The organism is Polaribacter sp. KT25b (assembly GCF_900105145.1).
Taxonomy (GTDB): Bacteria; Bacteroidota; Bacteroidia; order Flavobacteriales; family Flavobacteriaceae; genus Polaribacter.
Map to the genome: position 1 here is coordinate 3510732 of NZ_LT629752.1, position 26497 is coordinate 3537228.

At 28.8% G+C, this 26497-nt stretch carries 25 protein-coding genes and 2 tRNA genes; 10 read left to right on the top strand and 17 right to left on the bottom strand.

Annotation, left to right across the window (positions count from 1 at the left end):
• Window positions 1-73 precede the first annotated feature (73 nt).
• The 8 genes from BLT70_RS15145 to BLT70_RS15180 form a co-directional block, all read right to left on the bottom strand.
• The gene (locus tag BLT70_RS15145) at window positions 74-991 is read right to left on the bottom strand and encodes a tryptophan 2,3-dioxygenase family protein (protein WP_091896252.1); all 918 of its coding nucleotides are present in this window, start codon (window positions 989-991) and stop codon (window positions 74-76) included.
• 188 nt (window positions 992-1179) lie between these two features.
• Window positions 1180-2316: a 4-hydroxyphenylpyruvate dioxygenase gene (gene hppD / locus BLT70_RS15150; protein WP_091896255.1), complete on the bottom strand. Its 1137-nt coding sequence runs from the start codon at window positions 2314-2316 to the stop codon at window positions 1180-1182.
• Window positions 2317-2624: 308 nt separating this feature from the next.
• On the bottom strand, window positions 2625-3779 hold the full coding sequence (locus BLT70_RS15155; protein WP_091896258.1) for a homogentisate 1,2-dioxygenase: 1155 nt from the start codon (window positions 3777-3779) through the stop codon (window positions 2625-2627).
• A gap of 953 nt (window positions 3780-4732) precedes the next feature.
• Window positions 4733-4969, bottom strand: a complete 237-nt coding sequence (locus tag BLT70_RS15160; RefSeq protein ID WP_091896261.1) for a NifU family protein — start codon at window positions 4967-4969, stop codon at window positions 4733-4735.
• A gap of 9 nt (window positions 4970-4978) precedes the next feature.
• Complete coding sequence (locus tag BLT70_RS15165) at window positions 4979-6112, bottom strand: Mrp/NBP35 family ATP-binding protein (RefSeq protein WP_091896264.1); 1134 nt, start codon at window positions 6110-6112, stop codon at window positions 4979-4981.
• A 209-nt stretch (window positions 6113-6321) separates the two neighbouring features.
• On the bottom strand, window positions 6322-6654 hold the full coding sequence (locus BLT70_RS15170; RefSeq protein WP_091896267.1) for an MGMT family protein: 333 nt from the start codon (window positions 6652-6654) through the stop codon (window positions 6322-6324).
• 155 nt (window positions 6655-6809) lie between these two features.
• The gene (gene trmB / locus BLT70_RS15175) at window positions 6810-7481 is read right to left on the bottom strand and encodes a tRNA (guanosine(46)-N7)-methyltransferase TrmB (RefSeq protein WP_091896270.1); all 672 of its coding nucleotides are present in this window, start codon (window positions 7479-7481) and stop codon (window positions 6810-6812) included.
• Window positions 7482-7490: 9 nt separating this feature from the next.
• Entirely contained in the window at window positions 7491-7712 is a 222-nt protein-coding gene (locus BLT70_RS15180; protein ID WP_091896273.1) for a hypothetical protein, read from the bottom strand.
• Between the two features lie 41 nt (window positions 7713-7753).
• Between BLT70_RS15180 and BLT70_RS15185 the strand changes: the two genes are divergently transcribed.
• Window positions 7754-8683 carry a DUF6427 family protein gene (locus BLT70_RS15185; RefSeq protein WP_091896275.1) on the top strand — a complete coding sequence of 310 codons (930 nt, stop codon included), beginning with the start codon at window positions 7754-7756 and terminating at the stop codon, window positions 8681-8683.
• On the opposite strand, the gene upp is transcribed toward BLT70_RS15185, so the two are convergent.
• On the bottom strand, window positions 8678-9331 hold the full coding sequence (gene upp / locus BLT70_RS15190; protein ID WP_091897744.1) for a uracil phosphoribosyltransferase: 654 nt from the start codon (window positions 9329-9331) through the stop codon (window positions 8678-8680). The genes BLT70_RS15185 and upp overlap by 6 nt on opposite strands.
• 272 nt (window positions 9332-9603) lie before the next feature.
• Here upp and BLT70_RS15195 point away from each other — a divergent pair, with 272 nt between their 5' ends.
• From BLT70_RS15195 to BLT70_RS15235, 9 genes are all read left to right on the top strand, one after another.
• Entirely contained in the window at window positions 9604-10503 is a 900-nt protein-coding gene (locus BLT70_RS15195; RefSeq protein WP_091896278.1) for a DMT family transporter, read from the top strand.
• Window positions 10504-10582: 79 nt separating this feature from the next.
• Window positions 10583-11449 (top strand): YicC/YloC family endoribonuclease, encoded by an 867-nt coding sequence (locus BLT70_RS15200; protein WP_231962746.1) that lies wholly within the window; start codon window positions 10583-10585, stop codon window positions 11447-11449.
• A 65-nt stretch (window positions 11450-11514) separates the two neighbouring features.
• Window positions 11515-12114, top strand: coding sequence for a guanylate kinase (gene gmk / locus BLT70_RS15205; RefSeq protein ID WP_231962747.1), 600 nt, complete (start codon window positions 11515-11517; stop codon window positions 12112-12114).
• Between the two features lie 131 nt (window positions 12115-12245).
• On the top strand, window positions 12246-12827 hold the full coding sequence (gene nadD / locus BLT70_RS15210; protein ID WP_091896280.1) for a nicotinate (nicotinamide) nucleotide adenylyltransferase: 582 nt from the start codon (window positions 12246-12248) through the stop codon (window positions 12825-12827).
• 50 nt (window positions 12828-12877) lie between these two features.
• Window positions 12878-13738, top strand: coding sequence for a M23 family metallopeptidase (locus BLT70_RS15215; protein ID WP_091896283.1), 861 nt, complete (start codon window positions 12878-12880; stop codon window positions 13736-13738).
• A 2-nt stretch (window positions 13739-13740) separates the two neighbouring features.
• Window positions 13741-15237: a GH3 auxin-responsive promoter family protein gene (locus BLT70_RS15220; protein WP_091896286.1), complete on the top strand. Its 1497-nt coding sequence runs from the start codon at window positions 13741-13743 to the stop codon at window positions 15235-15237.
• A 100-nt stretch (window positions 15238-15337) separates the two neighbouring features.
• A complete protein-coding gene (locus BLT70_RS15225; protein ID WP_091896289.1) occupies window positions 15338-15787 on the top strand; it encodes a 6-carboxytetrahydropterin synthase in 450 nt (149 codons plus the stop codon).
• A gap of 285 nt (window positions 15788-16072) precedes the next feature.
• Window positions 16073-16144: transfer RNA gene (locus BLT70_RS15230), tRNA-Gly, on the top strand.
• Between the two features lie 17 nt (window positions 16145-16161).
• Window positions 16162-16247: transfer RNA gene (locus tag BLT70_RS15235), tRNA-Leu, on the top strand.
• Window positions 16248-16333: 86 nt separating this feature from the next.
• Here BLT70_RS15235 and BLT70_RS15240 read toward each other — a convergent pair.
• The 8 genes from BLT70_RS15240 to BLT70_RS15275 all read right to left on the bottom strand — a co-directional run bounded on the left by BLT70_RS15240 (window position 16334) and on the right by BLT70_RS15275 (window position 26416).
• The gene (locus tag BLT70_RS15240; RefSeq protein WP_091896292.1) at window positions 16334-16954 is read right to left on the bottom strand and encodes an HAD family phosphatase; all 621 of its coding nucleotides are present in this window, start codon (window positions 16952-16954) and stop codon (window positions 16334-16336) included.
• A 281-nt stretch (window positions 16955-17235) separates the two neighbouring features.
• Complete coding sequence (locus BLT70_RS15245; RefSeq protein ID WP_091896294.1) at window positions 17236-19233, bottom strand: LruC domain-containing protein; 1998 nt, start codon at window positions 19231-19233, stop codon at window positions 17236-17238.
• Window positions 19234-19440: 207 nt separating this feature from the next.
• Window positions 19441-20481, bottom strand: a complete 1041-nt coding sequence (locus BLT70_RS15250; protein WP_091896297.1) for a YncE family protein — start codon at window positions 20479-20481, stop codon at window positions 19441-19443.
• 175 nt (window positions 20482-20656) lie between these two features.
• Window positions 20657-21847 (bottom strand): glycosyltransferase family 2 protein, encoded by a 1191-nt coding sequence (locus BLT70_RS15255; RefSeq protein WP_091897753.1) that lies wholly within the window; start codon window positions 21845-21847, stop codon window positions 20657-20659.
• 10 nt (window positions 21848-21857) lie between these two features.
• Entirely contained in the window at window positions 21858-23057 is a 1200-nt protein-coding gene (locus BLT70_RS15260) for a glycosyltransferase (protein ID WP_091896300.1), read from the bottom strand.
• 6 nt (window positions 23058-23063) lie between these two features.
• Window positions 23064-24224, bottom strand: coding sequence for a glycosyltransferase family 1 protein (locus tag BLT70_RS15265; protein ID WP_091896303.1), 1161 nt, complete (start codon window positions 24222-24224; stop codon window positions 23064-23066).
• A gap of 11 nt (window positions 24225-24235) precedes the next feature.
• Window positions 24236-25309: an acyltransferase gene (locus BLT70_RS15270; protein WP_091896305.1), complete on the bottom strand. Its 1074-nt coding sequence runs from the start codon at window positions 25307-25309 to the stop codon at window positions 24236-24238.
• Between the two features lie 30 nt (window positions 25310-25339).
• On the bottom strand, window positions 25340-26416 hold the full coding sequence (locus BLT70_RS15275) for a glycosyltransferase family 2 protein (RefSeq protein WP_157691917.1): 1077 nt from the start codon (window positions 26414-26416) through the stop codon (window positions 25340-25342).
• Window positions 26417-26497 lie beyond the last annotated feature (81 nt).

Here is a 26497-nt window from a genome sequence, read left to right on the forward strand (position 1 = left end):
AAAAGGATTGACAATAACCGTTCCAAAATGAAAAAAGATTATTTTATCAATTATTTACTAAAAACATAAGTTTTTAAAAGGTTCCCCAATTTTTTAGTTCTTCTTCACTCCATAAATAAGGATAAAAAATTCTTCGTTGATATTTTGGATGCATATATTTTCGCCAATTACTACCGCCAGTAGCTTTTAACTCAGAGTCATTTCCTCCAATATATTTTGCTGCAGCATTGTAATGAGCCATCACCCACTTTACGTTTACTGTATAATCGTAATGACGCATTGCTTTTATTAAATCTTGATTTTCTTGCACTTCTTTTGGCAATTGTTTAAATTTTAAAGACAAGTTTATATCATTATAATCTTCCATAAAATCTATAAAATCTCCAATATATTTTTTCTCAAAAAGATTTAATAATGTTGATTTTTGACCAGTTGTATAATTCTTACCAGCAGCTTGCCAATACAAATGGTTGTAAGCATTTTTAAATGAAGAATTTCTATCAATTGTATCTCTATAACGCACATCAATTAAATTAATTAACTCTGTGGATGCAAATTCTATTTTTCTGTATTGAGCACTTTGAAAACCACTTGCAGGAGTTAATGTATTTCTAAATTTTAGATATTGTTCACGTTCCATTCCATCTGCCATCACCGTAAAAGAACTGCAAAGCATATCAAAATACCTGCTAATTCTACCTAAATGCATAGAAAATTTATCTGCAGTAATTTCTATTGTTTTTGCCACTTGATCAATTTCCCACAAAACCATTTTAAACAACAGCTCATTTACCTGATGATACATGATAAAAACCATTTCATCTGGCTGCGTAGTTCTTGGTATTTGCAGACCTAAAAGTGCATCTGTTTGAATATAATCCCAATATGTAATTGGTGTACTGTGCAACAAACCTTCTAACATTGCATCTACTGGAACACCTAATTTATCGTACTTTTCTTCTATTGCTTTTAAAATTTCGTCTCTGTTCATATATTTTAAGAATCAAGATAATTTGAGCCAAGAATCAAGATAATTTTTGATTTTTGGACTTTATGGATGCAATTTAATATAAAAATTAAAGATTATTTCACCTTTCTATTGAAGTTTTATTAAAATAAAAAACCAAGAAATAAGATGTTAAATCTTGATTCTTGGCTCCTTTTTTGTCTTGTCACCTTTTACAAAGTTCCTCTTTTTTCTTGTTCTCTTTCAATAGATTCAAATAATGCCTTAAAATTTCCTGCTCCAAAACCTTTTGCCCCCATTCTTTGAATGATTTCGAAAAACAACGTTGGTCTGTCTTCTACTGGTTTTGTAAATATTTGTAATAAATAACCTTCTTCATCAGCATCAATCATGATACCTAACTTTTTTAAACTTTCGATATCCTCTCTTAATTCATGGCTATATTCTTCTAATCTACCAGGAACTGCTCTGTAATATTCTTCTGGCGGAGTTGATAAGAATTCTACGCCGCTAAAACGTAATTGAGTTACAGTCGCAATAATATCATCAGTTGCAACAGCAATATGCTGTACTCCTGCTCCTTCATAAAAATCTAAATATTCTTCTATTTGAGAACGTTTTTTCCCTTCTGCTGGTTCGTTAATAGGAAATTTAATTCTTCCATTTCCGTTAGACATTACTTTACTCATTAATGCAGAGTATTCTGTATGAATTTGTTTGTCATCGAAAGATAAAAAGTTTTCAAATCCCATAACATCCTCATACCATTTTACCCAAACATTCATTTGATTCCAACCAACATTACCAACCATGTGATCTATGTATTTTAAACCTGCAATTGGTGGATTGTAACTTGATTCCCATTTTTTAAAACCGGGTAAAAAAGTTCCTCTGTAATTCTTGCGTTCTACAAACATATGCACCGTTTCTCCATATGTATAGATTCCTGCTCTTACAACTTCTCCGTTTTCATCTGTTTCAACCCTTGGTTCCATGTAAGACTTTGCTCCTCTAGAAGTTGTTTCTTCATAGGCTTTTCTTGCATCTTCTACCCAAAGCGCAACTACTTTTACACCATCGCCATGTTTTACAATATGATCATTTATTGGTGATTTACTATTTAACGGAGTTGTTAAAACTAATTTGATTTTATCTTGCGTTAACACATAACTCACAACATCTTTAGAACCTGTTTCTAGTCCTTTATATGCATATGATTGAAAACCAAAAGCTGTTTTATAAAAATGTGCAGCTTGTTTTGCATTACCAACGTAAAACTCTACATAATCTGTTCCTAACAATGGAAGGAAATCTTGTGCTCCTTCAAATATTTTTTCTAATGTATACATAAACTATAGCCCACCCTAACCCTCCCAAAGGGAGGGAACTCTTAACTGGGCGTTGAGAGTCTTGTTATTTTAAGTTAGCTATTTCTCTCATTAAGGCAATTCGTTTACAAACAAGTTTAGCCCAGATTGAGCGGTTTGTTTGAGCTCTTTTTTATTCTTTTTTGAATAAAAAAAGCGAGTAGCGAAAGCTGGAAATAGCTTCTAATAATTATTTTAATGAACTTTTTTTGACCACATAGCAACATAGAAAACATAGTTTTTTGAGTATGTTGCTAACTTCTTCCCTTTGGGAAGGCTGGGATGGGCTTTTATAACCAAGATTTATAATACTCTTCATCTGCAATTTTCATAGCTTCTTCTGTTACCATTAAAGGCTTAAAAGTGTCTACCATAACTGCTAATTCTTCGGTTTTTATTTTGCCGATACTTTTTTCTGTGGTTCCTGGGTGTGGACCATGAGGAATGCCTGCTGGATGCAATGAAATATGACCTTGGTCGATATCATTTCTGCTCATAAAATCTCCATCGACATAATATAAAACCTCATCGGAATCGATGTTACTGTGATTGTATGGCGCCGGAATTGCGTTTGGATGATAATCGTACAAACGCGGCACAAAACTGCAAATTACAAATGCATTGGTTTCGAAAGTTTGATGCACTGGTGGTGGCTGATGAATTCGCCCAGTGATTGGTTCGAAATCGTGAATTGAAAATGCATATGGAAAATTATAACCATCGTAACCAACAACATCAAAAGGATGTGAAGCGTAAATCATTTCTATAATTTCGCCTTGTTTTTTTACTTTGATTAAGAAATCTCCTAATTCATTATGTGTTTCTAATTCGTAAGGTCTTCTTAAATCTCGCTCACAAAATGGCGAATGTTCTAACAACTGACCAAAATAGTTTCTGTACCTTTTTGGTGTGTAAACTGGCGAATAAGATTCTACAATAAAAAGCCTGTTATTTTCATCATCAAAATCTAATTTGTAAATAATTCCACGTGGAATTACTAAATAATCTCCGTATTTAAAGTCGATGTTTCCAAGATGGGTTCGAAGTTTTCCAGTTCCTTTATGGATAAAAATCACCTCATCTGCATCTGTATTTTTATAAAAATAATCTGTAGTTGATTTTCTTGGTGCTGATAAAATAATGTTACAATCTGTATTTGTTAAAATGATTTTTCTACTTTCTAAATAATCGTTTTCTGGCGGAACTTGAAATCCGCGAAATCTGTAAGATTGGATATTATTTGCTTTGGCAATTTTTGGTTTTACAGAGTATTGTTTTCTGATTTCTTTTACCATTGTTGGTCTGTGCTCGTGATACGAGTTGGTAGACATTCCGTCGAAACCAATTGTACCAAAGAGTTGTTCGTAATACAAACTGCCGTCTTTTTTACGAAATTGTGTGTGTCTTTTAGGTGGAATTTCTCCTAATTTATGATAAAAAGGCATTTTTTTTAATGTTTTAAAGGATTAAAAAATAGGAAGATTAAAACCTTTTACTTCTATTAAAAAGGAGAAAGATTTTAATGCCGAGTTTTCTGAATAGGTTTTATCGTCAGAAAAAAGCCTTACTCGGGGTTGCGTTTTATTAAAAATTTTAGAAATGTAAGTAAATCTGAAAACATCGCAATCGATTTCGTTGTTCTACAAATATAGTAAAAGATTGTTATACAACAACTAAAACTAAAGTGCTAGAAATTCTTGAAAAGGTGTAAATGCTAAAAATAGTATTAATACGAATGCTAAAACTTTTACCATAACAGAAGTTTTTGTTTCTGATATTGCAAAGTTAACCTCTGCACTGTTAGCTTGTAATAAAATATTTTAGTTTGATAAATTGGATTATCTAATCTTGGTCTTTTAACTATTTTTCTAATCTCTGGAATCATATTTAAATACAATATCAGTGTAGCCAAAGAGCTTAACATAAATATATCTAAATTAGTGAAGAGTTTTTCAAAATTTTAAAATTCAACTAACAGAATTATACTAGGAATTATAAATAGAAGATAAACTAACAATTTTGGCCAACGAGAAATTATCTTTTTAGTTTGAATATTATTTTCTTTAAAGTTGCTTTTTAGAATTCTATTGTAATAAAAATTTAAATTACAACAAAAGAACCTAATGCAAACATTAACAAATCAAATCCATTGGGATCTTTTGATAACCAAAACAATTTATTACTAAAATCATGATGCTAATTTTTATCTAAAATATGAAATTTAATTTCATTATTATTTTTTGATAGAAAAACCTCACAAATTTTAAAATCTGTGAGGCTTTTTTTATACTGATGAGCGCGTTAGGGATTAAAGCATTTGTTTGAGCTCTTTTTTACTTTTTTCAAGTAAAAAAAGCGAGTGCGAAAAGCCCGACCTTTAGGTAACGCCCAAAATATTTTAAGCTACATTAATAACTTTTTCAATTTTTGGCGCATATTTTTTAATTGTTGCTTCCACACCATTTTTTAAAGTCATTTGATTTACAGAACAACCTGTACAAGCGCCTTCTAACTGAACTTTTACAATAGAATTCTCTATAGATAAAAGCTTAATATTACCTCCATCGCTCATTAAAAACGGACGAATTTCGTCTAATGCTTTTTCTACATTGTTTAATGTTTCTTGCTCTGTCATAATCTTATTTTATTTTGTGCTACAACCACTCATTGTTGTAATTCTAACTACTTCTGTTGGTGGTAAATTTGCATTTCTTTTTAATAATTCGGCAACCATTTCTTTAGTAATATCATTAAATGCTTTTTCTAAAATTGTGCCTTCTTGTAAAGCTACTGGGTGACCAACATCGCCAGATTCTCTAATACTTTGTACTAATGGAATTTCGCCTAAAAACTTTGTCTTAATGTCTTCTGCTAAATTTTTTGCTCCATCTTGTCCAAAGATATAGTATTTATTGTCTGGCAATTCTTCTGGTGTAAAGTATGCCATGTTTTCTACGATTCCTAAAACAGGAACGTTAATATTTTCTTGCTGAAACATTGCTACTCCTTTTTTAGCATCTGCTAATGCAATATTTTGTGGTGTACTTACTACAACTGCGCCATTAATTGGTAATGCTTGTACTATTGATAAATGTACATCACCAGTTCCTGGAGGTAAATCAATTAAAAGAAAATCTAATTCGCCCCAATCTGCATCAAAAATTAATTGGTTTAATGCTTTTGAAGCCATTGGTCCACGCCAGATTACTGCTTGATCTGGATTTGTAAAAAACCCTAAAGACAATAATTTAACTCCGTAATTTTCTACTGGTTTCATTTTAGAACGCCCTTCTACATTTACAGAAAGTGGTTTTGCTTTTTCTACATCAAACATTATATGTTGCGATGGTCCATAAACATCTGCATCTAAAACCCCAACATTAAAGCCCATTTTAGCTAAAGAAATTGCTGTATTTGCTGTAATTGTAGATTTACCAACGCCACCTTTACCAGATGCAATTGCAATAATGTTTTTAATATTAGGAATTTCTTTTCCTCTAATTTGATTCGGATTTTCTTTTGGTGCAGCTGCAACAACTTTTAAATTAATTTTTACATCAATTTTCTCATCAACATTTGTCTGAATTACTTTCGTAATTTCAGTTTCAATTTTCTTTTTCGCCTGTAAAGTTGGGTTGCTAATAGTAACATCAACAATTACTTCATTTCCAAAAGTTACAATATTTGTAACATTATTGTTCTCAATTAAACTTTTACCTTCTCCAGGAGCTGTAATAGTTTCTAATGCCTTGTATATATCTTGCTTTGTAAAACTCACGTCTTATTTTTATTTAATCTTGATTGCAAAGATACGGCTTAGTATTAAGAAATTAAAGTGATTAGATTGCGATTTTTTATTTATTGATGAAGAGATTTTATAGCGTTATTTTAAACAGAAAATTCTCTTTAATATATTCTAAAAAAAACACTTGAACTAACAATCTGTTTTTGTAATTAATATGTAAATTTTTGATGAATTATGAAATATTAAGATAATTCATCCGTAGGATTCCAAAAAACTTTTTCTAAGTTTTGAATTTGGTTTTCAACAACAACAATTCCTTCGTTTTCTAACAATTGTTGCATAAGGTTTGTGCCATCAAAATGGTGTTTACCTGTTAATAATCCTTTTTTATTAACAACTCTATGTGCAGGAACATCTTCTAAATTATGTGCTTTATTCATTGCCCAACCAACCATTCTTGCTGATTTTGCTGCGCCTAAATAAGTGCCAATTGCGCCGTAACTTGTAACTCGACCAAAGGGAATTAAGCGTGCAACTTGGTAAACTTTATCAAAAAAATTGTCGGATTCTTTCATCAAGTGAAGATAACATTATTACACAAAGTTTCAGAGAAAACAACAGAGATTCACTGAGTACTATTTAAATACATTGTCTTTAACAAAGAAAACAATTAAGGAAACACTTTGTAAAACAAAAAACAAATTGCTTCGCTTCCTCGTAATGACACAGCTTAATAATTTAATCGAAACTTGATGTACGTAATAGGTTTACCAACTTCTAAATATTGATTTTCGTAAAAAGTTTGAGTTTCTGTAACTTCTTTTGGAGCTCCTTCGTTTTTATAAACTGTGTGATTTGCGTATAAAACTTCATGACCTTCACCATGCAACAAACCTAAAGTGTAACCATGCATAAATTCAGAATCTGTTTTTAAGTTCATGATTCCTTCTTCGTTTAATATATGATGGTATTTTTTCATAAAACTAGAATTTGTCATTCTATGTTTTGTACGTTGAAATTTTATTTGCGGATCTGGAAAAGTAATCCAGATTTCTGATACTTCATTTTCTGAAAAAATAAAATCGACCAACTCAATTTGAGTTCTTACAAAAGCTACATTTTCTAGATTTTCCTCTAATGCAGTTTTTGCTCCTCGCCAAAAACGAGCGCCTTTTATATCGATACCAATATAGTTTTTATTCGGATTTTTTCTAGCCAAAGCAATTGTGTATTCACCTTTACCACAGCCTAACTCAACAACAATAGGATTGTTGTTTCCAAAAAAAGAATGCCATTTTCCTTTTAAAGAAAAGTTGGTAGTAACCTCTTCTCTAGTTGGTTGAATGACATTTTTAAACGTTTCATTTTCTTCGAAACGTTTTAATTTATTTTTGCTTCCCAATATATAAATTTAAGCTCTATCTTCTGTTCCTTCATTTAAGAACTTTTTAGATTCTTTCATCCAATATGCAAATAAAACTAAAAGCACTACTAAAAAGCCCCAGTTTATTGCATTTGAAGTCCACCAACCTGAATCTGATAAGGCCACATCTAAACGTAACCACTTAAAAGGAACAAATAAAAAATCAGTAAATAAACTACCTATCCACTTAAAAATATTGCTTGCTATCATAACTTAATTATCTTTACGCTGCAAAAATAACAAAAGAAACAATGCTAGCCAATTTTTTAAACAAATCTAAACCTATTAATTTTATAGGAATACTTGTTTTCTTTATAATTTGTTTTATTATAACTGTTAGCTCTAGTTTTTTGAGCAATGGTTTCTCTACGAACAAGCTACTTCAAAATTTTAATTTACTACTACTTTTTTTAAGTGTTTTTTTCTTCTATAATTTTATACTTAATAAGAACAGATTAACCTTTGATAACTCGTATGCATATTTTCTGTTTACACTTTTAATAATTTGTATTTTACCAGAATTAACTACTTACAAAATTTTAATTTCAGATACAATTTACTTCTTTTTTTTACGAAAATTATACAGTTTACGTTCGTCTAAAAAAGTAATTCAAAAACTGTTTGATAGTGGTTTTTGGCTAGGAATTCTGTTTATTTTAGAACCTATTTCTATGCTGTTTTTTATACTTGTTTTTTCTGCAATTATTTTAAATTTAAAAATAACTTTACACACACTTTTAACAGCAATTATAGGTTTTATAACACCATTATTCATTTATTTTACCTACTTTTTTTGGTTTGATAAAACTGAAGAATTTACAAAACTATTTAATTTTAACACTAATTTTGATGTACATTTTTACACACAGACAAAATTCATTTGGTTTTTTGTTTGCATAGTTATATGCTCATTACTTTCTATTATTTTTAAATCTGCAGAAACGTTAGGTGTAAGTAATACTTTTAGACGAAGTTGGACTTTATTAATAATAAATTTTCTTATAGTTTTTCTTTATTTACCATTTTTACCTGCAAAAAACGGATCAGAAATTATATTTATACTGTTTCCTGTTTCTGTTATTATTGCAAACGGAATAGAATTAATCAATAATAAAATTATACAAAATTTAATTTTATATAGCTTTTTAATTGGTAGTATTTTCTTTTGTTTCTTTCTATAATTTTTCTCCAAAAGCCAAATCTCCAGCATCACCTAAACCAGGAACAATATATCCTTTGCTATTAAGTTCATCATCAAGAGCAGCAATCCATAAATGTGTGTTTTCTGGAAAATATTGTTCAATAAGCTCAACTCCTTCTTTTGACGCAATAACAACTATAATATGTAATTCTTTTGGAGTACCATATTTTTTTATTGCTTCATAAACTGCAACTAAAGATTGACCTGTAGCTAACATTGGATCTGCCAATAACAAGGTTTTATTTTCTATTTCTGGTGATGCAAAATATTCTACTACAATTTCAAACTCAGCATCATTATTTGGGTGATGTCTAAATGCCGAAATAAAAGCATTTTCTGCTTTATCAAAATAATTTAAAAGTCCTTGATGTAAAGGTAGTCCAGCTCTTAATATAGAGCATAAAACTAGATTGTTACTTGGTAATCGCACTTCCTTTTTAGCTAAAGGAGTATTAATTGAAGTAGTTGAATAAGAAAGTGTTTTACTTAATTCATAGCTTAAAATTTCACCAATTCTTTCTATATTTCTTCTAAAACGTAAAGAATCTTTTTGAATCTCTTTATCTCTAATTTCCGAAATAAATGTGTTTAAGATTGAATTTGATTCTCCTATATAATGTATTTCCATTCTAATAATTTCTAATAACAAATATAGTATTATAAAATTTGTATATTGCAAAAGAAAAAAATCTTACTACTAATAAATAAAATTTTTATTTATTAGTAAATCTAGAGATATTATAAGTTCTAAATTAGAAATAACAATTCCACCTTTGGTGGACTAACCAAAAGTTAGATAACCAAAGTAAAAGAGTTTCAAAATTATTGAAACTCTTTTTTATGCTTTAATTTTAAATTTATTAGCAACTTTGCACTTTAATTTTAGAATTTATTTGCCAAATGAATAAAAGAATAGTAGCGCTAATAGCCGTTTTTATTGCTTCTTTAATTTACGCAATTAATTACACAATTGCCAAAGAAGTAATGCCTTTACATATTAAACCTTTTGCATTTATTTTTTTAAGAGTTGCTGGTGCAACAATCTTTTTTTGGACTATTGGTTTATTTATAAAACAACAAAAAATAGAGAAAGAAGATTATAAGAAAATATTATTAGCAGCCTTTTTTGGTACAGCCTTAAATATGCTTACTTTTTTTAAAGGATTAAGCCTAACAACGCCAATAAGTGCATCTGTAATTATGGTAACTTCACCAATAATGGTGCTTATTTTTTCGAGTATATTAATTAAGAAACCAATTGAAAGACAACAAGTTTTAGGAATTCTTATCGGATTAATTGGTGCAATTTTATTAATAACTTATGGTAATTCTAATACAGGAAATGCCATAAATAGTAACTTAGGTAACTTTTTAGTTTTTATTAATGCCGCCTCCTATGGATTATACTTGGTTTTGGCAAAAAATCTAATTGTAAAATATCATCCAATTGTGTTCGTAAAATGGTTGTATTTATTTGGGCTAATTTTCGTTATTCCGTTTTCTTATAACGAATTAATAGAAGTTTCATGGCAAACAATACCAATAAAAATGTATTGGAATATTGGCTATGTTGTACTCTTTACATCCTGTATAACTTATCTTTTTAACCTTTATGGTTTATCAAAATTAAAACCAACAACTGTAAGTATTTTTATTTATTTGCAACCAGTTTTAACTACTATTTACGCATTAATTGTTGGTAGTGATTCTTTAAATCTAGTAAAAGTTTCTGCAACCATTGTTATCTTTTTTGGAGTATATTTAGTTACAAAAAAAGCGAAAATTAGAATTACATCTTAAAAATAGCATACAGTTCTTTACACTTATAAATTCCACAAAATAAAACTTATATTTGCCCCTCATTTAAAACTACGATTGTATGATTCAATCTATGACAGGTTATGGAAAATCTGTGTTGCAACTGCCAACAAAAAAAGTAACCATAGAAATAAAATCCTTAAACAGTAAAAATTTAGATTTAAACGTTCGAATTCCGTCTTATTATAAAGAAAAAGAATTAAATGTTCGTAAAAAACTAGCAAATGCTTTAGTTAGAGGAAAAATAGATTTTTCTATTTATGTTGAAATGACTGCGGATGAAACTTCTACAAAAGTAAATCCTGGAGTTGTAAAACAATACATGCAACAATTAAGAAACGTTGTTCAAACTGGTTCTTCTGATGATGTTGAATTGCTAAAAATGGCAATTACAATGCCAGATTCTTTAAGTACAGAACGTGAAGAATTAGATGAAAACGAATGGAATCTCATCAACCAAAATATAGATGTAGCCATTAAAGAAATTGTACAATATAGAATTGATGAAGCTGCTTCTTTAGAAATAGATTTTAGAGAAAGAATTACCAACATCAAAAAATATTTAGAAGAAGTATATTCTTTTGATGCCGATAGAATTGAAAACGTAAAAGCGCGTTTGCAAAAAGCTATTGACGATTTAAAAGTAGAAACAGATCAAAATCGTTTTGAACAAGAGTTGATTTATTATCTAGAAAAACTAGATATTAATGAAGAAAAAGTACGTTTAGCAAATCATTTAGAATACTTTTTGCAAACTCTAGAAACTCCAGATTCTAATGGAAAAAAACTAGGTTTTATTGTTCAAGAAATGGGACGAGAAATAAATACAACTGGTTCTAAAGCTAATTTTGCACCCATGCAAAAAGCGGTAATTCAAATGAAAAACGAACTAGAGCAAATTAAAGAACAAATTTTAAATGTACTTTAAAATAATACAGAAATAAATTAATTTTATTTCTGGTTCAACATAGAAAATTCAATAGAATTTTTAGAATGAAAACCAAAAAAATTATGAGTGATTTTAAAGGAAAATTAATTGTGTTTTCCGCACCTTCAGGATCTGGTAAAACAACTATAGTTCGCCATTTATTAAAACAAGAAGAATTAAATCTAGAATTCTCTATATCAGCAACTTCTAGAGAAGCAAGAGGTTTGGAAAAAGACGGAATTGATTATTATTTTATTTCGTTAAAAGAGTTTAAAAACCACATTAAAAATGATGAATTTTTAGAATGGGAAGAAGTGTACAGAGATAATTTTTACGGAACTTTAAAAACTGAAATTGAAAGAATTTGGGCACTAAAAAAACACGTTATTTTTGATATTGATGTTGTTGGAGGTTTGCGAATTAAAAAGAAATATCCAGAAGAAACATTAGCTGTTTTTGTAAAACCACCTAGTGTAGACGAATTAAAAATACGTTTAAAAAAACGTAAAACAGAAAGTGAAGCAAAAATTAATATGCGTATTGCAAAAGCTTCTGTAGAATTAGCAACTGCACCGCAATTTGATAAAATTATTAAAAATTACGAGCTAGAAGTTGCTTTAAAAGAGGCAGAAGATTTGGTAAGTGACTTTTTAAAGAAACAGTAATAAAACTTTTAAAAACTTTTTGATACAAAATTCTTGAAAAAGAATTTCTCTCTAAGTGACAAAACGTATTCTCAGTTCGAGTGAAATTTGAAGAATAAAAAATTTATATCGAGAACAATTTAATTTAAAAAATGAAAATAGGATTATATTTTGGTACTTTCAATCCAATTCATGTTGGGCATTTAATCATTGCAAATCACATGGTTGAATATTCTGATTTAGATGAAATTTGGATGGTTGTAACGCCTCATAATCCGTTTAAAAAGAAAAGCTCTTTATTAGAAAATTATCATAGATTCGAATTAGTTTACAGAGCAACAGAAGGTTATGATAAAATTAAACCAACAGACATTGAGTTTAAGTTACCGCAACCAAATTATACCGTTTTTACTTTAGCACATATTACAGAAAATTATCCTGATAAAGAATTTTGCTTGATTATGGGCGAAGACAATTTAAAAAGTTTTCATAAATGGAAGAATTATGAAACTATTTTAGAACATCATCACATTTATGTGTACCCAAGAATTGCAGAAGGAATTGTTGAGCATCAGTTTAAAAATCATCCAAAAATTCATGTAGTTGCTGCGCCAATTGTGCAAATTTCATCTACAATGATTAGAAACGGAATTAAAAATAAAAAGAACGTAAAACCATTATTAACTAAAGAAGTTTGGAAATATATAGATGAAATGAATTTTTATAAAAAATAGTTTCGTTACTTTTACGTTGTATTTAGACATATCAATAAAAACACCATTTTGTGGGAAAACAAAAAAAGAAAAAAGGTAAATTAAAACAAAGACTTACCAATAAATACAGGTTAGTTGTTTTAAATGAAGGCACTTTCGAAGAACGATTTTCTTTAAAATTATCTATGTTAAATATTTTTGTTTTTGGAGGTGTTCTTTCTTTTTTATTAATTTTAGTCACTACTTTTTTCATCACATTTACGCCTATAAAACAATATATTCCTGGTTACTCATCTACAGAATTAAAAATAAAAGCTACAAAATTAGCAATTCAAACAGATTCTTTAAAAAGAAGGTTAACCATTTTACAAGATTTTACAAAAGCTTTACAACCTATTTTAACTGGAGAAATTGAAGCAGAACAACTAGATTCTTTACAATTATTAGACAGAATTCACGTTCAAGACAGTTTATTAAATGCTTCTAAAGAAGATTCTATTTTTAGAGAGAAGATAGATATAGAAGATCGTTTTCCTATTCAGAATAACGCATTATCAAATGTAAAAATTGTCTTTTTTGCTCCTTTAACAGGTACAATTTCTCAAGGTTTTGATATTAAAAAAAATCATTTAGCGGTAGATATTGTTGCTAAAAAAAATACAGCTGTAAAAGCTATTGCAGACGGAACAGTTATTTTTTCTGGCTGGACAACAGAAACGGGTTATGTAATTATTTTAAAACATGCTTACGATTATATTTCTGTTTATAAACACAATGGAAACCTACTAAAACAACAAGGAGATCTTGTAAAATCTGGAGAAGTAATTGCCAGCGTTGGTTCTACAGGAGAACTCTCTACGGGTCCACATTTACATTTTGAACTCTGGAGCGGTGGTTATGCTATTAATCCTACAAACTTGATCGATTTTTAATTATGAGCATAAAGTCTGTATTTGCAATTCCGTTTGCTAAAATTGCCACAAAAAGAGTTTTTAAGTGGGCAAATAATCCGCATAAAACTCAAGAAAAAGTATTTCAAAAATTAATTTCAAAAGCAAAAAATACCGCTTTTGGAAAAGATCATGATTTTAAAAATATTGTTTCTTATGATGACTTTAAAAAACGTGTAAAAGTTACTGATTACGAAGGTTTACGAAGTTATGTAGACAGAGTTGTTGCTGGCGAATCTGATGTTCTTTGGATAGGAAAACCGCTCTATTTTGCCAAAACTTCTGGCACAACTTCTGGTGCAAAATATATACCGATTACAAAAGAATCGATGCCAACGCATATTAAAGCTGCAAGAAATGCTTTGTTATTTTATATAGCAGAAAAGAAAGATGCCAGTTTTGTAAATGGTAAAATGATTTTTTTACAAGGAAGCCCAGTTTTAACTAATAAAAATGGCGTTAAACTTGGACGTTTAAGCGGAATTGTAGCTCATTATGTACCTAAATATTTATTAAAAAATAGATTACCAAGTTGGGAAACTAATTGTATTGAAGATTGGGACACTAAAGTAAATGCAATTGTAGAAGAAACCATTAACGAAGATATGTCTGTAATTAGCGGAATTCCTTCTTGGGTACAAATGTATTTTGAAAAATTAATTGAAAAAACAGGGAAATCGGTTTCAGAATTGTTTCCTAATTTTAACTTCTTTATTTATGGAGGCGTAAATTTTGAACCTTATAAGAATAAGTTTGAAAGCTTAATTGGTAAAAAGATAGATTATATAGAATTATATCCTGCATCCGAAGGATTTATTGCATATCAAGATAGTCAAACAGAAAAAGGAATGTTGTTGCAATTAAACTCAGGAATGTTTTATGAATTTATTCCCGCAACTGAATTTTTTGATGAAAACCCTACAAGAATTTCTTTAAAGGATGTAAAAATGGGGGTAAATTACGCTATCATTTTAAATACAACTGCCGGTCTATGGGGCTATAATATTGGTGATACTGTAGAATTTACATCAACAAAACCTTATAGAATTAAAGTTACTGGTAGAATTAAACACTTTATATCCGCCTTTGGCGAACACGTTATTGGTAAAGAAGTTGAGAAAGCTTTAAACGATGCTATTTCAGGTACAAATATAAATATTAGCGAATTTACAGTTGCACCACAAGTAGAACCAAAAAAGGGTTTACCTTATCATGAGTGGTTTATAGAATTTGAAAATGAACCAGAAAATTTAGAAGAATTTGCATCAAAAATTGATGCTTCTATGCAAGCACAAAACATTTATTATTTCGATTTAATTACAGGTAAAGTTTTGCGTCCTTTAATAATTAGAAAAGTTAAAAAAGGTGGTTTTCATGAATATATGAAATCTATTGGTAAATTTGGAGGACAAAATAAGATTCCGCAATTATCAGACAATAGAAAGATTGCAGATGTTTTAAAAGATTTTTTAGTAGACTAACAACATAATATTACAAAATGGGAGGAGATTATTTATTTCTAGTTTTAGCACTAGGTTTAGTTATTGTTTATTTTTACAACAAATATAGAAGAAGACGTTAATGAGCACAATTAGAATTACAAAACTGTTTAATTTTGAAACAGGACACGCTTTATATGGTTATGATGGTAAATGTAAAAATGTTCACGGGCATTCTTATAAACTTTCTGTAACGGTTTCTGGAAAGCCAATAAAAGACAATACCAATGTAAAATTTGGGATGGTAATTGACTTTGGAGATTTAAAGAAAATTGTAAATGAAGAAGTTGTAGATGTTTTTGATCATGCAACTGTGTTTAATAAGAATACACCTCATATTGAGTTAGCAAAAGAATTAATAGCAAGGGACCATCATGTTATTTTGGTAGACTACCAACCAACAAGCGAAATGATGGTGATTGATTTTGCTAAAAAAATTAAAAGCAGATTACCAGAAAACATCAAATTATATTCTGTAAAGCTACAAGAAACAGATTCAAGTTTTGCAGAATGGTTTGCAAGTGAGAATTAAAATAAAATAGTTTTTTTGAATAATTATCTAAATTATTAAATATTAACTAGTTGCAAATAGATATTATTTTAAGTTAAAATTTTACATGTAAAAGGCGGAAAAAATGATAAAAAAAATGAAAATTTGTTTGTCAGATCACTAAAACATGTTATATTTGCACCGCTCTTAATAAGAACAATATTATCTTTTCAATTAGAATTTTTAATATTCAATTATTTAAGGTTTTAAATAACCGAAAAAAGAGTAGATTAAGCTATCAAGCTTAAGTTCTTTAACATAAAGACTGCGAAAGTAGCTCAGGGGTAGAGCATCACCTTGCCAAGGTGGGGGTCGCGGGTTCAAATCCCGTCTTTCGCTCTATTCAAAATACCAATGCTGAAGTGGTGGAATTGGTAGACACGCTGGACTTAAAATCCAGTGGTCAGTAATGGCCGTATGGGTTCAAGTCCCATCTTCAGTACAATAACCGTTGTTAATCTTATGATTTTCAACGGTTTTTTTTGTTTTAAATTCTCATCACATTTTTATCAAAATTCTTAATAAAAATTATTCATTTAAGAGTTTTAAAACATCAATTGTATTATAGTTTTGCACATGAAAAGTTTTTATACCTGCTTTTTGAGCTCCTTCAATATTGCTAAAGGAATCATCCATAAACAACGTTTCTTCGGCTTTTAAATTACTGTCATTTAAAATGTAATTAAATATCTCTACATCTGGTTTTCTTATTCCGATTTCATGAGAATAATATGCTTTTTTAAATATTTTATTAAAAGATGTTTTATAATCATCTTTAAAATCATCTAAATATTTTTTTTGATGTATACCGTTAGTGTTGCTTAAAAGAAAAATATTATAAGTCTTTTTTATATCATGTAAAAAATCAACGCGATCTTTTGGCATATCTAATATCATTTGATTCCAAGCTTTTTTAATTTCTAGATAACTTGGAGATTTACTAGATAATTTAAGAAGTGATTCTAGAAAAGTGTCTTCAGATATTTTACCAACTTCTAATTCGTAGAAAAATGAATGTTGGTAATTATGACCAGTATTGTTAACAATATTAGTAATACCTAATTCTTTAAAAGCTTTAATCGTTCTAGGAACATCTAAATTCATAATTACACCTCCTAAGTCGAAAACTATATTTTTTATCTTCTTCATTTTTAAAGTATTTACTTGAGTTCGATTTCTATTTAAATAGATTTTAATACAAAATACACTTATGATTATCTACTCTAAAATTACTAAAATATTTTGTATTGCGGATGGGTTTTGTAGAGAATATAAAAAATCTCTGCTACAAACATTTTTCATTTATAATAACTAAGTAAAAACCTAACGTTTCTTGCTTTAGCTAATAATAAATAGCCCCGAGGTTAAACCTCGGGGCTATTTATTATAAAATTAACTAAATAAAAATTTAATAAACTAACTTAAAACAATTAGTTATCAATTAGATCTTCGTTTCTATTTCCTGGATTATCTTTATACCAATCTACATTTGTTGTTCCTCCTGATTCTGCCCATGTACTAAAAAAGTTATAAGCATCTGTAATATCTATTTTTTCTTTTGGAACTTTAAAATCATGAATGATACTTATTGCCCAAGGGAAACCATTATCAGAAATAAAGTTACCATCAGCATCTTTATTTACTCCATCTATTTCAATACCGCTAACTCCTAAACTAGTTACTTTTCTATATGGTAAATGAATTTCTTTTGATCTAACTTTATTAGCAATTATAAAAGGATTAAAAGGTGCAACACCTAAATCTGCTGTACTAATTGGAGTTACAAACTTGATAGAAATAGTGGTTTCGTTTAAAATATTATCAACATCATCTGTTAAAATAATAACAGCATTCTCTTGATTTGCTTCTGTACCATTTGCATTTAAACTTATAAAATTTTGAGTAAAAACAGTTCCTGTAACACTTTCTATTTTAGAAGGATCTAACCCTTCAATTTCAAAACCAATACCGTTTGTAAAACCAGCTCCATTTGCTTTTATGTTACAGATAAAATCTAATCTCACAGCTAAATTATCTGAATTTAAAACTGCAATTGCTTGGTAACTTAAAGCGGCATCATTAAAATCATAATCTCCTGTAGACGGCCATAGATCTTCGAAAGCAATAGTTCCTTTACCATATTTACTTGGCGTAAAAGATTCAAAAGCTGCCTCTGCATCATTTGGAAACGCATCATCTTGATCAAAAATACCATCTCCATCTGAATCAGTTTCATCTTTTACATCTGCATATACTCTAAAAGTTGTTAAATCATTTATAGATCTTCCAAAATCTGTATTATTATTAGCACTTGCTCCATATTGGTATTTCCAACCACCTGTTTGTGTATCCATTATAATTAAATCTGCACTACTAGAACTGTCTGCCAACCATAATTCTTGATTAGAATCAAAAGTCATAGAAGTTGGTTTAAAGGGTAAATTATCTGAACTTATTCTAGTACTTTGATACTCGTTGTTTGTGTCTAAATTTAATTTATAAAGTCCCGAAAATGTACATACAAATAATGTTCCATCATCTGCAAAAGCTAAATCTCCTCCACCTACATCATGAAGACCATTAATTTTCCAAGTGTTTAATAAAGCACCAGTAGACGGATTAAAAGTATAAAGCTTATCTCTATTAGAAAAATATAATAAACCATCAGCAGTATTAAAATCTAATCTAGGGCCTCCAATTCCAAGGTTTGCAACTGTTTCCCAAGTATCATTAAGAATAGAATATTTCATTAAAGGAAATGGACTGCTTCTTCCAATTGAATATAATGTTTTATTTTCTTGATCAATTGCACAAGTCCAACTACCTATAGGCATAGTTGATAAATCTGTAAGTGTACCTGTTAAAGGATCTACTTGAAATAATTGTCCAGATCCATTTACAGAATATAAATAATCGGTAACATCGCTAGTAGATTTAGATTGTAAATTATTTTTAGCTTCAATAGAATTATAAGCTACTTTTTGATCTACAATATCTTTAATTGATGATGAAAAACTTAATTGTTCATTTCTACGGATATATACTTTAGTATAGAATTTAGGTAAGTTAATTGTTTGTATTAAACCTCCATTTTTTGCAACACCCGAAAAAATTAGATTCTCTAACATATCAGATTTATAAACGGTTTCAGTAACTGTTTCTCCTGATTCATTCTCAAAAGTCTCTGTTCCTGCATCGTATAATTCATCAGAATAAGCATAAATATCATATTTAGCATACTCATCATTTTCTGTAATACTAATCGTTACATCATGATAAGTACTAAAATCAAATCCTGCAGGTATCGATAAAACATTAGAATCTTCATCTACAGCCACAATTACTTCTGGTTCAGAGAAATTATTACATCCATATAGTAATAATATAGAAAAACTGATTTTTAAAAAATTATTTATTGTACTTTTCATGGTTTTGAGGTATTAGAATTAATTAGAAACTTTTAATTAATTTAATTGTTTGGCTTTAAAAAACTGAGCTTATAATTACAATTTTAAACAATTAATGTATTATTTCTGATGCAAATATATGATGACATTAAAACTTAACGGACTAAAATTAGATGATTTCATTTTATCTATAGATTAATGGAACTCAACTAAAGATTAAATAACTATCTATTCTACAAACACCAAGGCATCTGGAACCTTTTCTGTACCAATAGTACTAACAACTTTAAATGTTTTCATGTCTATAACTTCTATTTTATTCGCATTAGAATTAGACACAAATGCATACAATCCATTGGGATGCATTAAAATATTAACTGGTCTAGGCGTATGATACAATATTCTTTCTAATAGTGTGTTTTTACCATGAAGCATTATTGATTTTATTTTCTTTTTAGATTGCTGATCATAGACATAGATAGAGCCTTCATGAGCATTTGTAACTAAACAAAACTTACCATCAATAGAGAATTTAAGTTTTAAAGGCTCATCTCCTGTACTAAAAGTATCTAGAATTTCATAAGTGTTTGTATTAATAATTTTCATTGAATTTTCTTTGGTATTTGTAACCCATATTTCTGATCCATCAGGTGTAATATCAATTCCTTTTCTTCCCACTCCGCAATAAATAATTTTTATTACTCTATTGTTCTTTAAATCAATAACACTTATTGAGCCTGAATTAATATTGGTTACATAAGCAATTAATTTATAAGGATGAATAACTACAAGGTGGCTCTTTTCTTGTTTAGTTTGTATTCGTTTTTCAATACTATCCGTTTTAACATTTAGCACAAAAAAAGTGTTTCTAACATAATCAATAACACCAACTTTATTTGGTTCTGGATAAGCAACAATCCCATTTGCTCTTATATTTTCTTTTAATTCTATCGTCTTTTCAAGTATATTCGTCTTTGTATTTACAACTTTAACAGTATTTCCATTAGTAGACCCGTAATTTGTAAGTACAACATTATTTTTATCTAAAGTAGTTATTGCTTCATGAGAAAACATATCAATAGGAATTTCTGCTATATTCTTGCCTGTAAACAAATCAAAGACCTGAACCTCTCTACTTACTTTACTTACAATATACAATTTACCACTTGTTTGTATAGAGTAAGATGGTAATCTAACAACTATAATTGATAAAAATAATACTGAACAAAGTACTACAAATAATATTAAAATATATTTTAAACGCTTCATAAATACCTTAAAAATAAATCATGAAATTCTTGATTTTTGTTTGTTTTAATTATAGCGTTTCTTTAGTAGTCATTTTAACAATAACTAATTCTGTAATTAAATTTAAATTATTAGGAAACTACTCCCTGTTTAATATGCTATTTTTTTGAAAACACTTTTTCACATCTCCCCTTAACTAACTAGCGCGTTTAGAGCGTTCCCAATTTACTGATTGAGAATTTTTCATATACCTAAAAAAACCTAGTACTACAGATAAATTCATGATGAAAAAATAATAGGGGACAAACAATAATTTTATTTTTATTGATTTATTTTCTAAAAACCACCCTAACAATGCTGCAGCATAAAAAAGCATTTGCAGCCAAAACAATATAGAATAAATACCAAAATCTAAAAGACCTTCATTAAAAGCCAGTACAAATAAGATTGGAATTAAGAGCACTAAACTAAGCGGAGTTAAAGTCCAACGCAACACACGATGCGATATGTACTGAAAAGAAAGAGTTCCATACTTAAATATATTTAATAATGAACGTAGTCGTACTACAGATTGAATACCTCCAGCAGAAATTCTTATTTTTCGCTTTAATTCTTCTTTAACATTTGCTGAAGCAGATTCTATGGCGTAGGCTTCAGGATCGTATTGAATAGTGTATCCATCTTGAGCAACTCGTAATGAAATCATAAAATCATCCAATAAAGTGTCTTTTTCAACATGACGATATAATTCTGTTCTAATAGCAAACAATTCACCAGCTGCACCAACAACAGAATACAACTCGGCATCCCATTTTTTTAATGTAGATTCATATTTCCAATATATACCTTCTCCAGCACCAGATGCCACATCACTTTCTTTATCTATAATTCGTTTTTCTCCAGATACACAACCTACTTTAGGAATACTAAATAAATTAACAATACGTCTAATCGATTCTTTACCAAGATTTGTATTGGCATCACTAAAAATTACAATAGGTGTTTTCACAAACTCCATACCTCTATTCATAGCACCAATCTTACCATTTCTTGCATCTAAATGATGTACAGTTGTATTTGGGTAACCTTTTAATAAATTTGGCGTACCATCATCCGAACCATCTGTAATCCAAATAATTTTTAATTTTTCCTTCGGATAATCGAGCGCTAATGTATTTTCCATTTTTGCTTCTACATAATCCTTTTCATTATAAGCAGCGATAAACAGTGTTACCTCTGGCTCATAAGATGAATCAATTTCTATTTTATTACCAATGATAAAAGCGCGTCTAATTTTGATAATTATATATAATAAAACACCGTATCCAACGTATGTGTAGACGATTACAAATAATAGAAACCAGAATATAATTTTTAATCCAATCATAAGTTTTAATTTAAGATGAGTATTTATCTTTAATAAATTTCCCAAGTACATTTTCAAATTCTAAAGCTCTACCTTCCCAAGAGTTAAGCTTAGCAAACTCGATTCTTTTTTTAATTAATGAATTATTATCATTCTTTAATTCATTTTCAATATAGGATTTAAACATGTTTTTATTTTCTGCAGATTGCACCATCGATTTAAAATCGGTTAAATTAGCAAAGGCTGTCATAACCACAGGAACTCCAACAGCTAAATATTCATTAATTTTTAATGGATAAATATTTTTATTGACTTCATTCATCTTATAAGGTATAATTCCTAAATCATATTTCGATAATAATTCAGGAACTTCATGAGGCTTTACCGATTTAAAAAAGGAAACATTTTTATATACTGATAAACGTTCTTTTATGTTATGGTTTAACAAATAACCTGTAAATTCAAAAAGAACCTGAGATAATTCCTTAATAGCATATTCCATAATATCTATATCAAACCTAAAATCTAAAGTACCTATATAGCCTACTTTTTTTATACTTGATTGACTTGAAACTATTTTTTTTGCATGAGGTACAAACAATTTAAAATCCACGCCATTTTTAACCACATAGCTTTGTGGGTTTAATTTCTTTTTTTTAGAATTTAAATAATCCGAAGTGGTTATTATACCATCAACTTCTTTACAAAATTGTTGCTCAATATTATAAATTCTTGATTTATGTCTTTGTGTATCCATACCGTCATAACAGTAATAAACATTCAAAAATTCGTTCAATTTCCCAATCATTGGCAAGCCGTACATGGGATTGTATGCCGTAATAATTATTGGATCATCTAATTTTAATTTTTTTATCGTTTTTCGAAGTTGATTTTTATAAATAAAAGCATTGATACTAAAAACTTTTTTAAAAACAGATTCATTACTAATAAAATCCACGGGTAAAACAGGGGGCATTACTAAATGTTTAACAATAGCATCGTTATCTGTTTTCTCGTCTACTATTCTTTTTTTAAAACCGAGCATTCTAGAAACTTGCGCTCTTTGTTTTCCTAATAAAGACATTACAACATCTTTTAAAGTAAAAGGATATTCAACAAAAACAACAGTGTTTTTTTCTGCTAAAAGCGATAATAATTGCACTGTAGACTTGGTGAATTCTCCATGCCATGTGGTTTGAGAAATGCAAATAATATTTTTACCTTCTATCATAATCTGTTATTTTTTTGAATTCTCTAAATGAATTAATTCATATTGTTTCAAATAATCTTTTGCCATATTTTTCCAAGAAAACTGTTTGCTACGTTCTAAACCTTTTTCACAAAGCGATTTTCGATACGCATCATTATTTAAAATTTTAATGATTCCTTGTGTAATTTCTTCGGATTTAAACGGATCAATAATATGAGCAGCATCACCAGAAACTTCTGGCATTGATGAAGTATTTGATGTAATTACTGGCACATTACAAGACATGGCTTCTAACATCGGAATTCCAAAACTTTCTCTAAGTGATGGATACAAAAAGACATCGCATTGTGCATAAATAGCTGGTAAATCTGTATTAATAACATAACCAGTTAAAACGATATTGTTAATAAGATTAGTGTCATTAATTTCTGCTAAAAGTTTATGAAGCTCAATTTTATCATAATCTAACATTACCAATTTGTGATTTGATCCTGTTTGTTTTAAAAAATCTGAAAATGCTTTTAAAGTTCCTTTTGTATTTTTTTTAGGATCTGTATTTCCTAAGAAAAAGAAATATTTATCTGGTAAATTATATCTTTCTTTAACTCGTTTAAGCTCTTCTTTATTGGTAACTGGTTTAAAATGCTCACTTACGCCATTATAAATAGCATCCAATTTATTGTCGCCTTTAATCCCAAAGAATTCTCCTATTCTATTTTTCTCAAAATGAGATACTGTAATTACTTTTTTACTCTTTTTTACAACGCGAGGCACTACTAATTTTCGGTAAATATTTCCAAATTTCTGATAAGAACTTGCACTACTTTTTAGAATTTTTAGATAACTACTTTCCATATAAATAATATCATGTAAAATAGTGATTAAAGGAATGTCTGTAAAAAATGGTGCTGTATTACTTGTACAATGTAAAATATCACAACCGTATTCTTTTGCCGCTTTTGGTAATGCAATTTGTTCCCAAGTTGGGTAAGAACCACCATTTAATTCTATGATTTTAAAATTTGATGTTTCTTGAAGTACAGAACTATCTTCATCTGGTTTTACAAAGATAAAATATTCATTTTCTTTGTCTATGATTTGAAGGTTTTTAATAAGCTCTAAAGCAACCATGTCCATACCATGTTTCTTTTTTCTAAAGAGTCTTTGTCCTTCTATACCTATTTTCATAATTCGTTATTTTAATAGTTAATTGAGAAATAACTAATAATTTGTTTTTTAATTTTACCATAAATAACTACCTCTATAAGATAGGAAAAAAGCAACATTATAAAAACATATAGTGTGTATTCAATTATTTTATTGTCGATAAATTTTAAATAAGATGCTTTTGTAACCAAATAATAATGCGAAATATAAATCACGTAAGAAAAAGGTGCTAAATATCTAAAAATTCCGAAAATTTTATCAAATCCAAACCAATTTAACTTGTTCCAAATAATACCGCCAAACATTGCCAAAAAAGCAAAAACAAAATGTCTTAATTCTACAAATGGATAAGCCACTAAAGGATAATCATACACTTTTGTGTACTCAAAATTCATAAAAAGATTGATTCCTAAAAGCGCAATAATAGAGAGTAAAACATAGCTATACTTTTTAATCGATTTAAACGTAAAAGTTTCTCCTTTTAGGTAAATATCTGCCAACCTTACACCAATCCACCAAATAGCAAAATACATAATAATTCTATTTAAGAAAAACGGATAAATAAGATAAGACACGGTAGTCGAAATAGTAAGAATATTAACCCAAGTATTAAGTTTAGATGACGATATTTTTTTTACTAAAAGAATAAACAACATATAAAACCACCATTCGTAAGATAGCGACCAAAGCACGCTATTTGCCATATAAGTTGCAGAAATTACATTTGGCTTAAGAGAAATTACATCTTGAAGCATAAAAATATTTCCTAAAAGTGTTGCCCAATCTGGATTTGCTAAACCACCCTCTGTATAACTTTTTGCACAATAAGCTAATATAAAAATAAAGAAAAGCGGAATGTAAATTCTTATAAATCGTTTAAAAAAGTAATGCTTAAATCTTTTATTTTCTGATTTTCCCCAAGAATATTTTATAACAAAACCACTTAAGATAAAAAACATAATTACTGCCTCAGAACCAAAACGAAAGAGAAATCCCACATTAATTCCTAAAAAAAATATTTTTTGAGGAAGCATGTGAAAAAACACTACATATAATGCAGAAAACCCACGAATGGCTTCTAATTTTTGTAGTTTTTTATTATTCATTAATTCTTGATTGGGGGATTATTTGAGTGATTATTTAGAACTTATTTCTTCTGTATTAGAGGTGTGTTGAGTGTGAATAAATGTTTTATTTGCTCCTTTTATTTTAAGTAAAGAAAGTAACATCATAAACATGCCTTTTGGTAAACTAGCCAAAGCACCTAATGTTTTTAAATTATAAAATGATCTAGGTACAGAAAAAATAAATGACAAAATACAAGCGATAGCAACAATAATCCAATACCTAGAATATAGAATTTGACCATCTAAAAAGTAGTTTGCTAAAACAAAACCAACACTAAAGAAAAGCACAGATCCTAATAATAATATTCTAGGTGGTTGTATAAATTGAATAGCTTTATCAAAATAATCTACATTTCCTTTTAAAATTAAATCTTTTAATGCATTTAAAAAATCTTTTCTAAAATAATGAAATTGTGCAGACAACCAACGACGACGTTGATTACCAAATACTTCTGATTTTTGAATTTTTTCATCAAAAACAAGTGCATCATCCAAATAAACAATTTTACGACCTTCTTTTAGCATTTTTAATTCAATCTCTTTATCAAAACCACCAATAGCCGTAACTGTTGACATCAATGATTTAAAATAATTATATCTAAACGCCATTCCAGATCCAATAATTGCTGATGAAAGCCCTAAAACTCTATGTCCTTTTCTAAAAATATTATTGTTTATTTCCTCGCTAATTGCATCTAAAATTGCCCAAGAATTATTTGTGTTTTTTGCTGTACGATGCCCTTGAACTGCAATAAAATCATGTTCGAATGCTGCATTTATTTTCTTTAAAAAATCTGGTGCCATTACATTATCAGCATCTAAAACTACTGCAATATCATACTCTCTATCTAAAGTTTCCATGGCTTTATTTAAAGCTTTAGATTTTGTACTCTTATCAAAACTTACTTCAATTAATTTTATTGGTAACAATTTTAAAGCCGCTAAAGTTTCTTCTTTAAAAGAATCAGCAATAATTACAACATCAAAAAGATTTGAATTATAGTCTTGTTCTAAAGCTAATTTTGCAACTTCAATAATTACTTGGTCTTCTTTATAACCTGGTACAAGAACAGCTATAGTTTTCATATTACCGTTATCAGAATATGTTTTCTGTTTGTAAAAAAGACTTGCTATTGAAAATACAAAAATATACAGCGTTGCCAAACC

What these genes read in the sequence shown, in the direction of transcription:
- BLT70_RS15200 (WP_231962746.1), top strand. Translation starts at nt 10,583, where the DNA reads ATGATTCAATCTATGACAGGTTATGGAAAATCTGTGTTGCAACTGCCA.
- BLT70_RS15255 (WP_091897753.1), bottom strand. Translation starts at nt 21,847, where the DNA reads ATGATTGGATTAAAAATTATATTCTGGTTTCTATTATTTGTAATCGTC.
- BLT70_RS15170 (WP_091896267.1), bottom strand. Translation starts at nt 6,654, where the DNA reads ATGAAAGAATCCGACAATTTTTTTGATAAAGTTTACCAAGTTGCACGC.
- BLT70_RS15155 (WP_091896258.1), bottom strand. Translation starts at nt 3,779, where the DNA reads ATGCCTTTTTATCATAAATTAGGAGAAATTCCACCTAAAAGACACACA.
- gmk (WP_231962747.1), top strand. Translation starts at nt 11,515, where the DNA reads ATGAAAACCAAAAAAATTATGAGTGATTTTAAAGGAAAATTAATTGTG.
- BLT70_RS15265 (WP_091896303.1), bottom strand. Translation starts at nt 24,224, where the DNA reads ATGAAAATAGGTATAGAAGGACAAAGACTCTTTAGAAAAAAGAAACAT.
- BLT70_RS15250 (WP_091896297.1), bottom strand. Translation starts at nt 20,481, where the DNA reads ATGAAGCGTTTAAAATATATTTTAATATTATTTGTAGTACTTTGTTCA.
- nadD (WP_091896280.1), top strand. Translation starts at nt 12,246, where the DNA reads ATGAAAATAGGATTATATTTTGGTACTTTCAATCCAATTCATGTTGGG.
- BLT70_RS15260 (WP_091896300.1), bottom strand. Translation starts at nt 23,057, where the DNA reads ATGATAGAAGGTAAAAATATTATTTGCATTTCTCAAACCACATGGCAT.
- BLT70_RS15245 (WP_091896294.1), bottom strand. Translation starts at nt 19,233, where the DNA reads ATGAAAAGTACAATAAATAATTTTTTAAAAATCAGTTTTTCTATATTA.
- BLT70_RS15195 (WP_091896278.1), top strand. Translation starts at nt 9,604, where the DNA reads ATGAATAAAAGAATAGTAGCGCTAATAGCCGTTTTTATTGCTTCTTTA.
- upp (WP_091897744.1), bottom strand. Translation starts at nt 9,331, where the DNA reads ATGGAAATACATTATATAGGAGAATCAAATTCAATCTTAAACACATTT.
- BLT70_RS15275 (WP_157691917.1), bottom strand. Translation starts at nt 26,416, where the DNA reads ATGAAAACTATAGCTGTTCTTGTACCAGGTTATAAAGAAGACCAAGTA.
- BLT70_RS15185 (WP_091896275.1), top strand. Translation starts at nt 7,754, where the DNA reads ATGCTAGCCAATTTTTTAAACAAATCTAAACCTATTAATTTTATAGGA.
- BLT70_RS15180 (WP_091896273.1), bottom strand. Translation starts at nt 7,712, where the DNA reads ATGATAGCAAGCAATATTTTTAAGTGGATAGGTAGTTTATTTACTGAT.
- BLT70_RS15145 (WP_091896252.1), bottom strand. Translation starts at nt 991, where the DNA reads ATGAACAGAGACGAAATTTTAAAAGCAATAGAAGAAAAGTACGATAAA.
- BLT70_RS15220 (WP_091896286.1), top strand. Translation starts at nt 13,741, where the DNA reads ATGAGCATAAAGTCTGTATTTGCAATTCCGTTTGCTAAAATTGCCACA.
- BLT70_RS15225 (WP_091896289.1), top strand. Translation starts at nt 15,338, where the DNA reads ATGAGCACAATTAGAATTACAAAACTGTTTAATTTTGAAACAGGACAC.
- BLT70_RS15160 (WP_091896261.1), bottom strand. Translation starts at nt 4,969, where the DNA reads ATGACAGAGCAAGAAACATTAAACAATGTAGAAAAAGCATTAGACGAA.
- hppD (WP_091896255.1), bottom strand. Translation starts at nt 2,316, where the DNA reads ATGTATACATTAGAAAAAATATTTGAAGGAGCACAAGATTTCCTTCCA.
- BLT70_RS15240 (WP_091896292.1), bottom strand. Translation starts at nt 16,954, where the DNA reads ATGAAGAAGATAAAAAATATAGTTTTCGACTTAGGAGGTGTAATTATG.
- BLT70_RS15270 (WP_091896305.1), bottom strand. Translation starts at nt 25,309, where the DNA reads ATGAATAATAAAAAACTACAAAAATTAGAAGCCATTCGTGGGTTTTCT.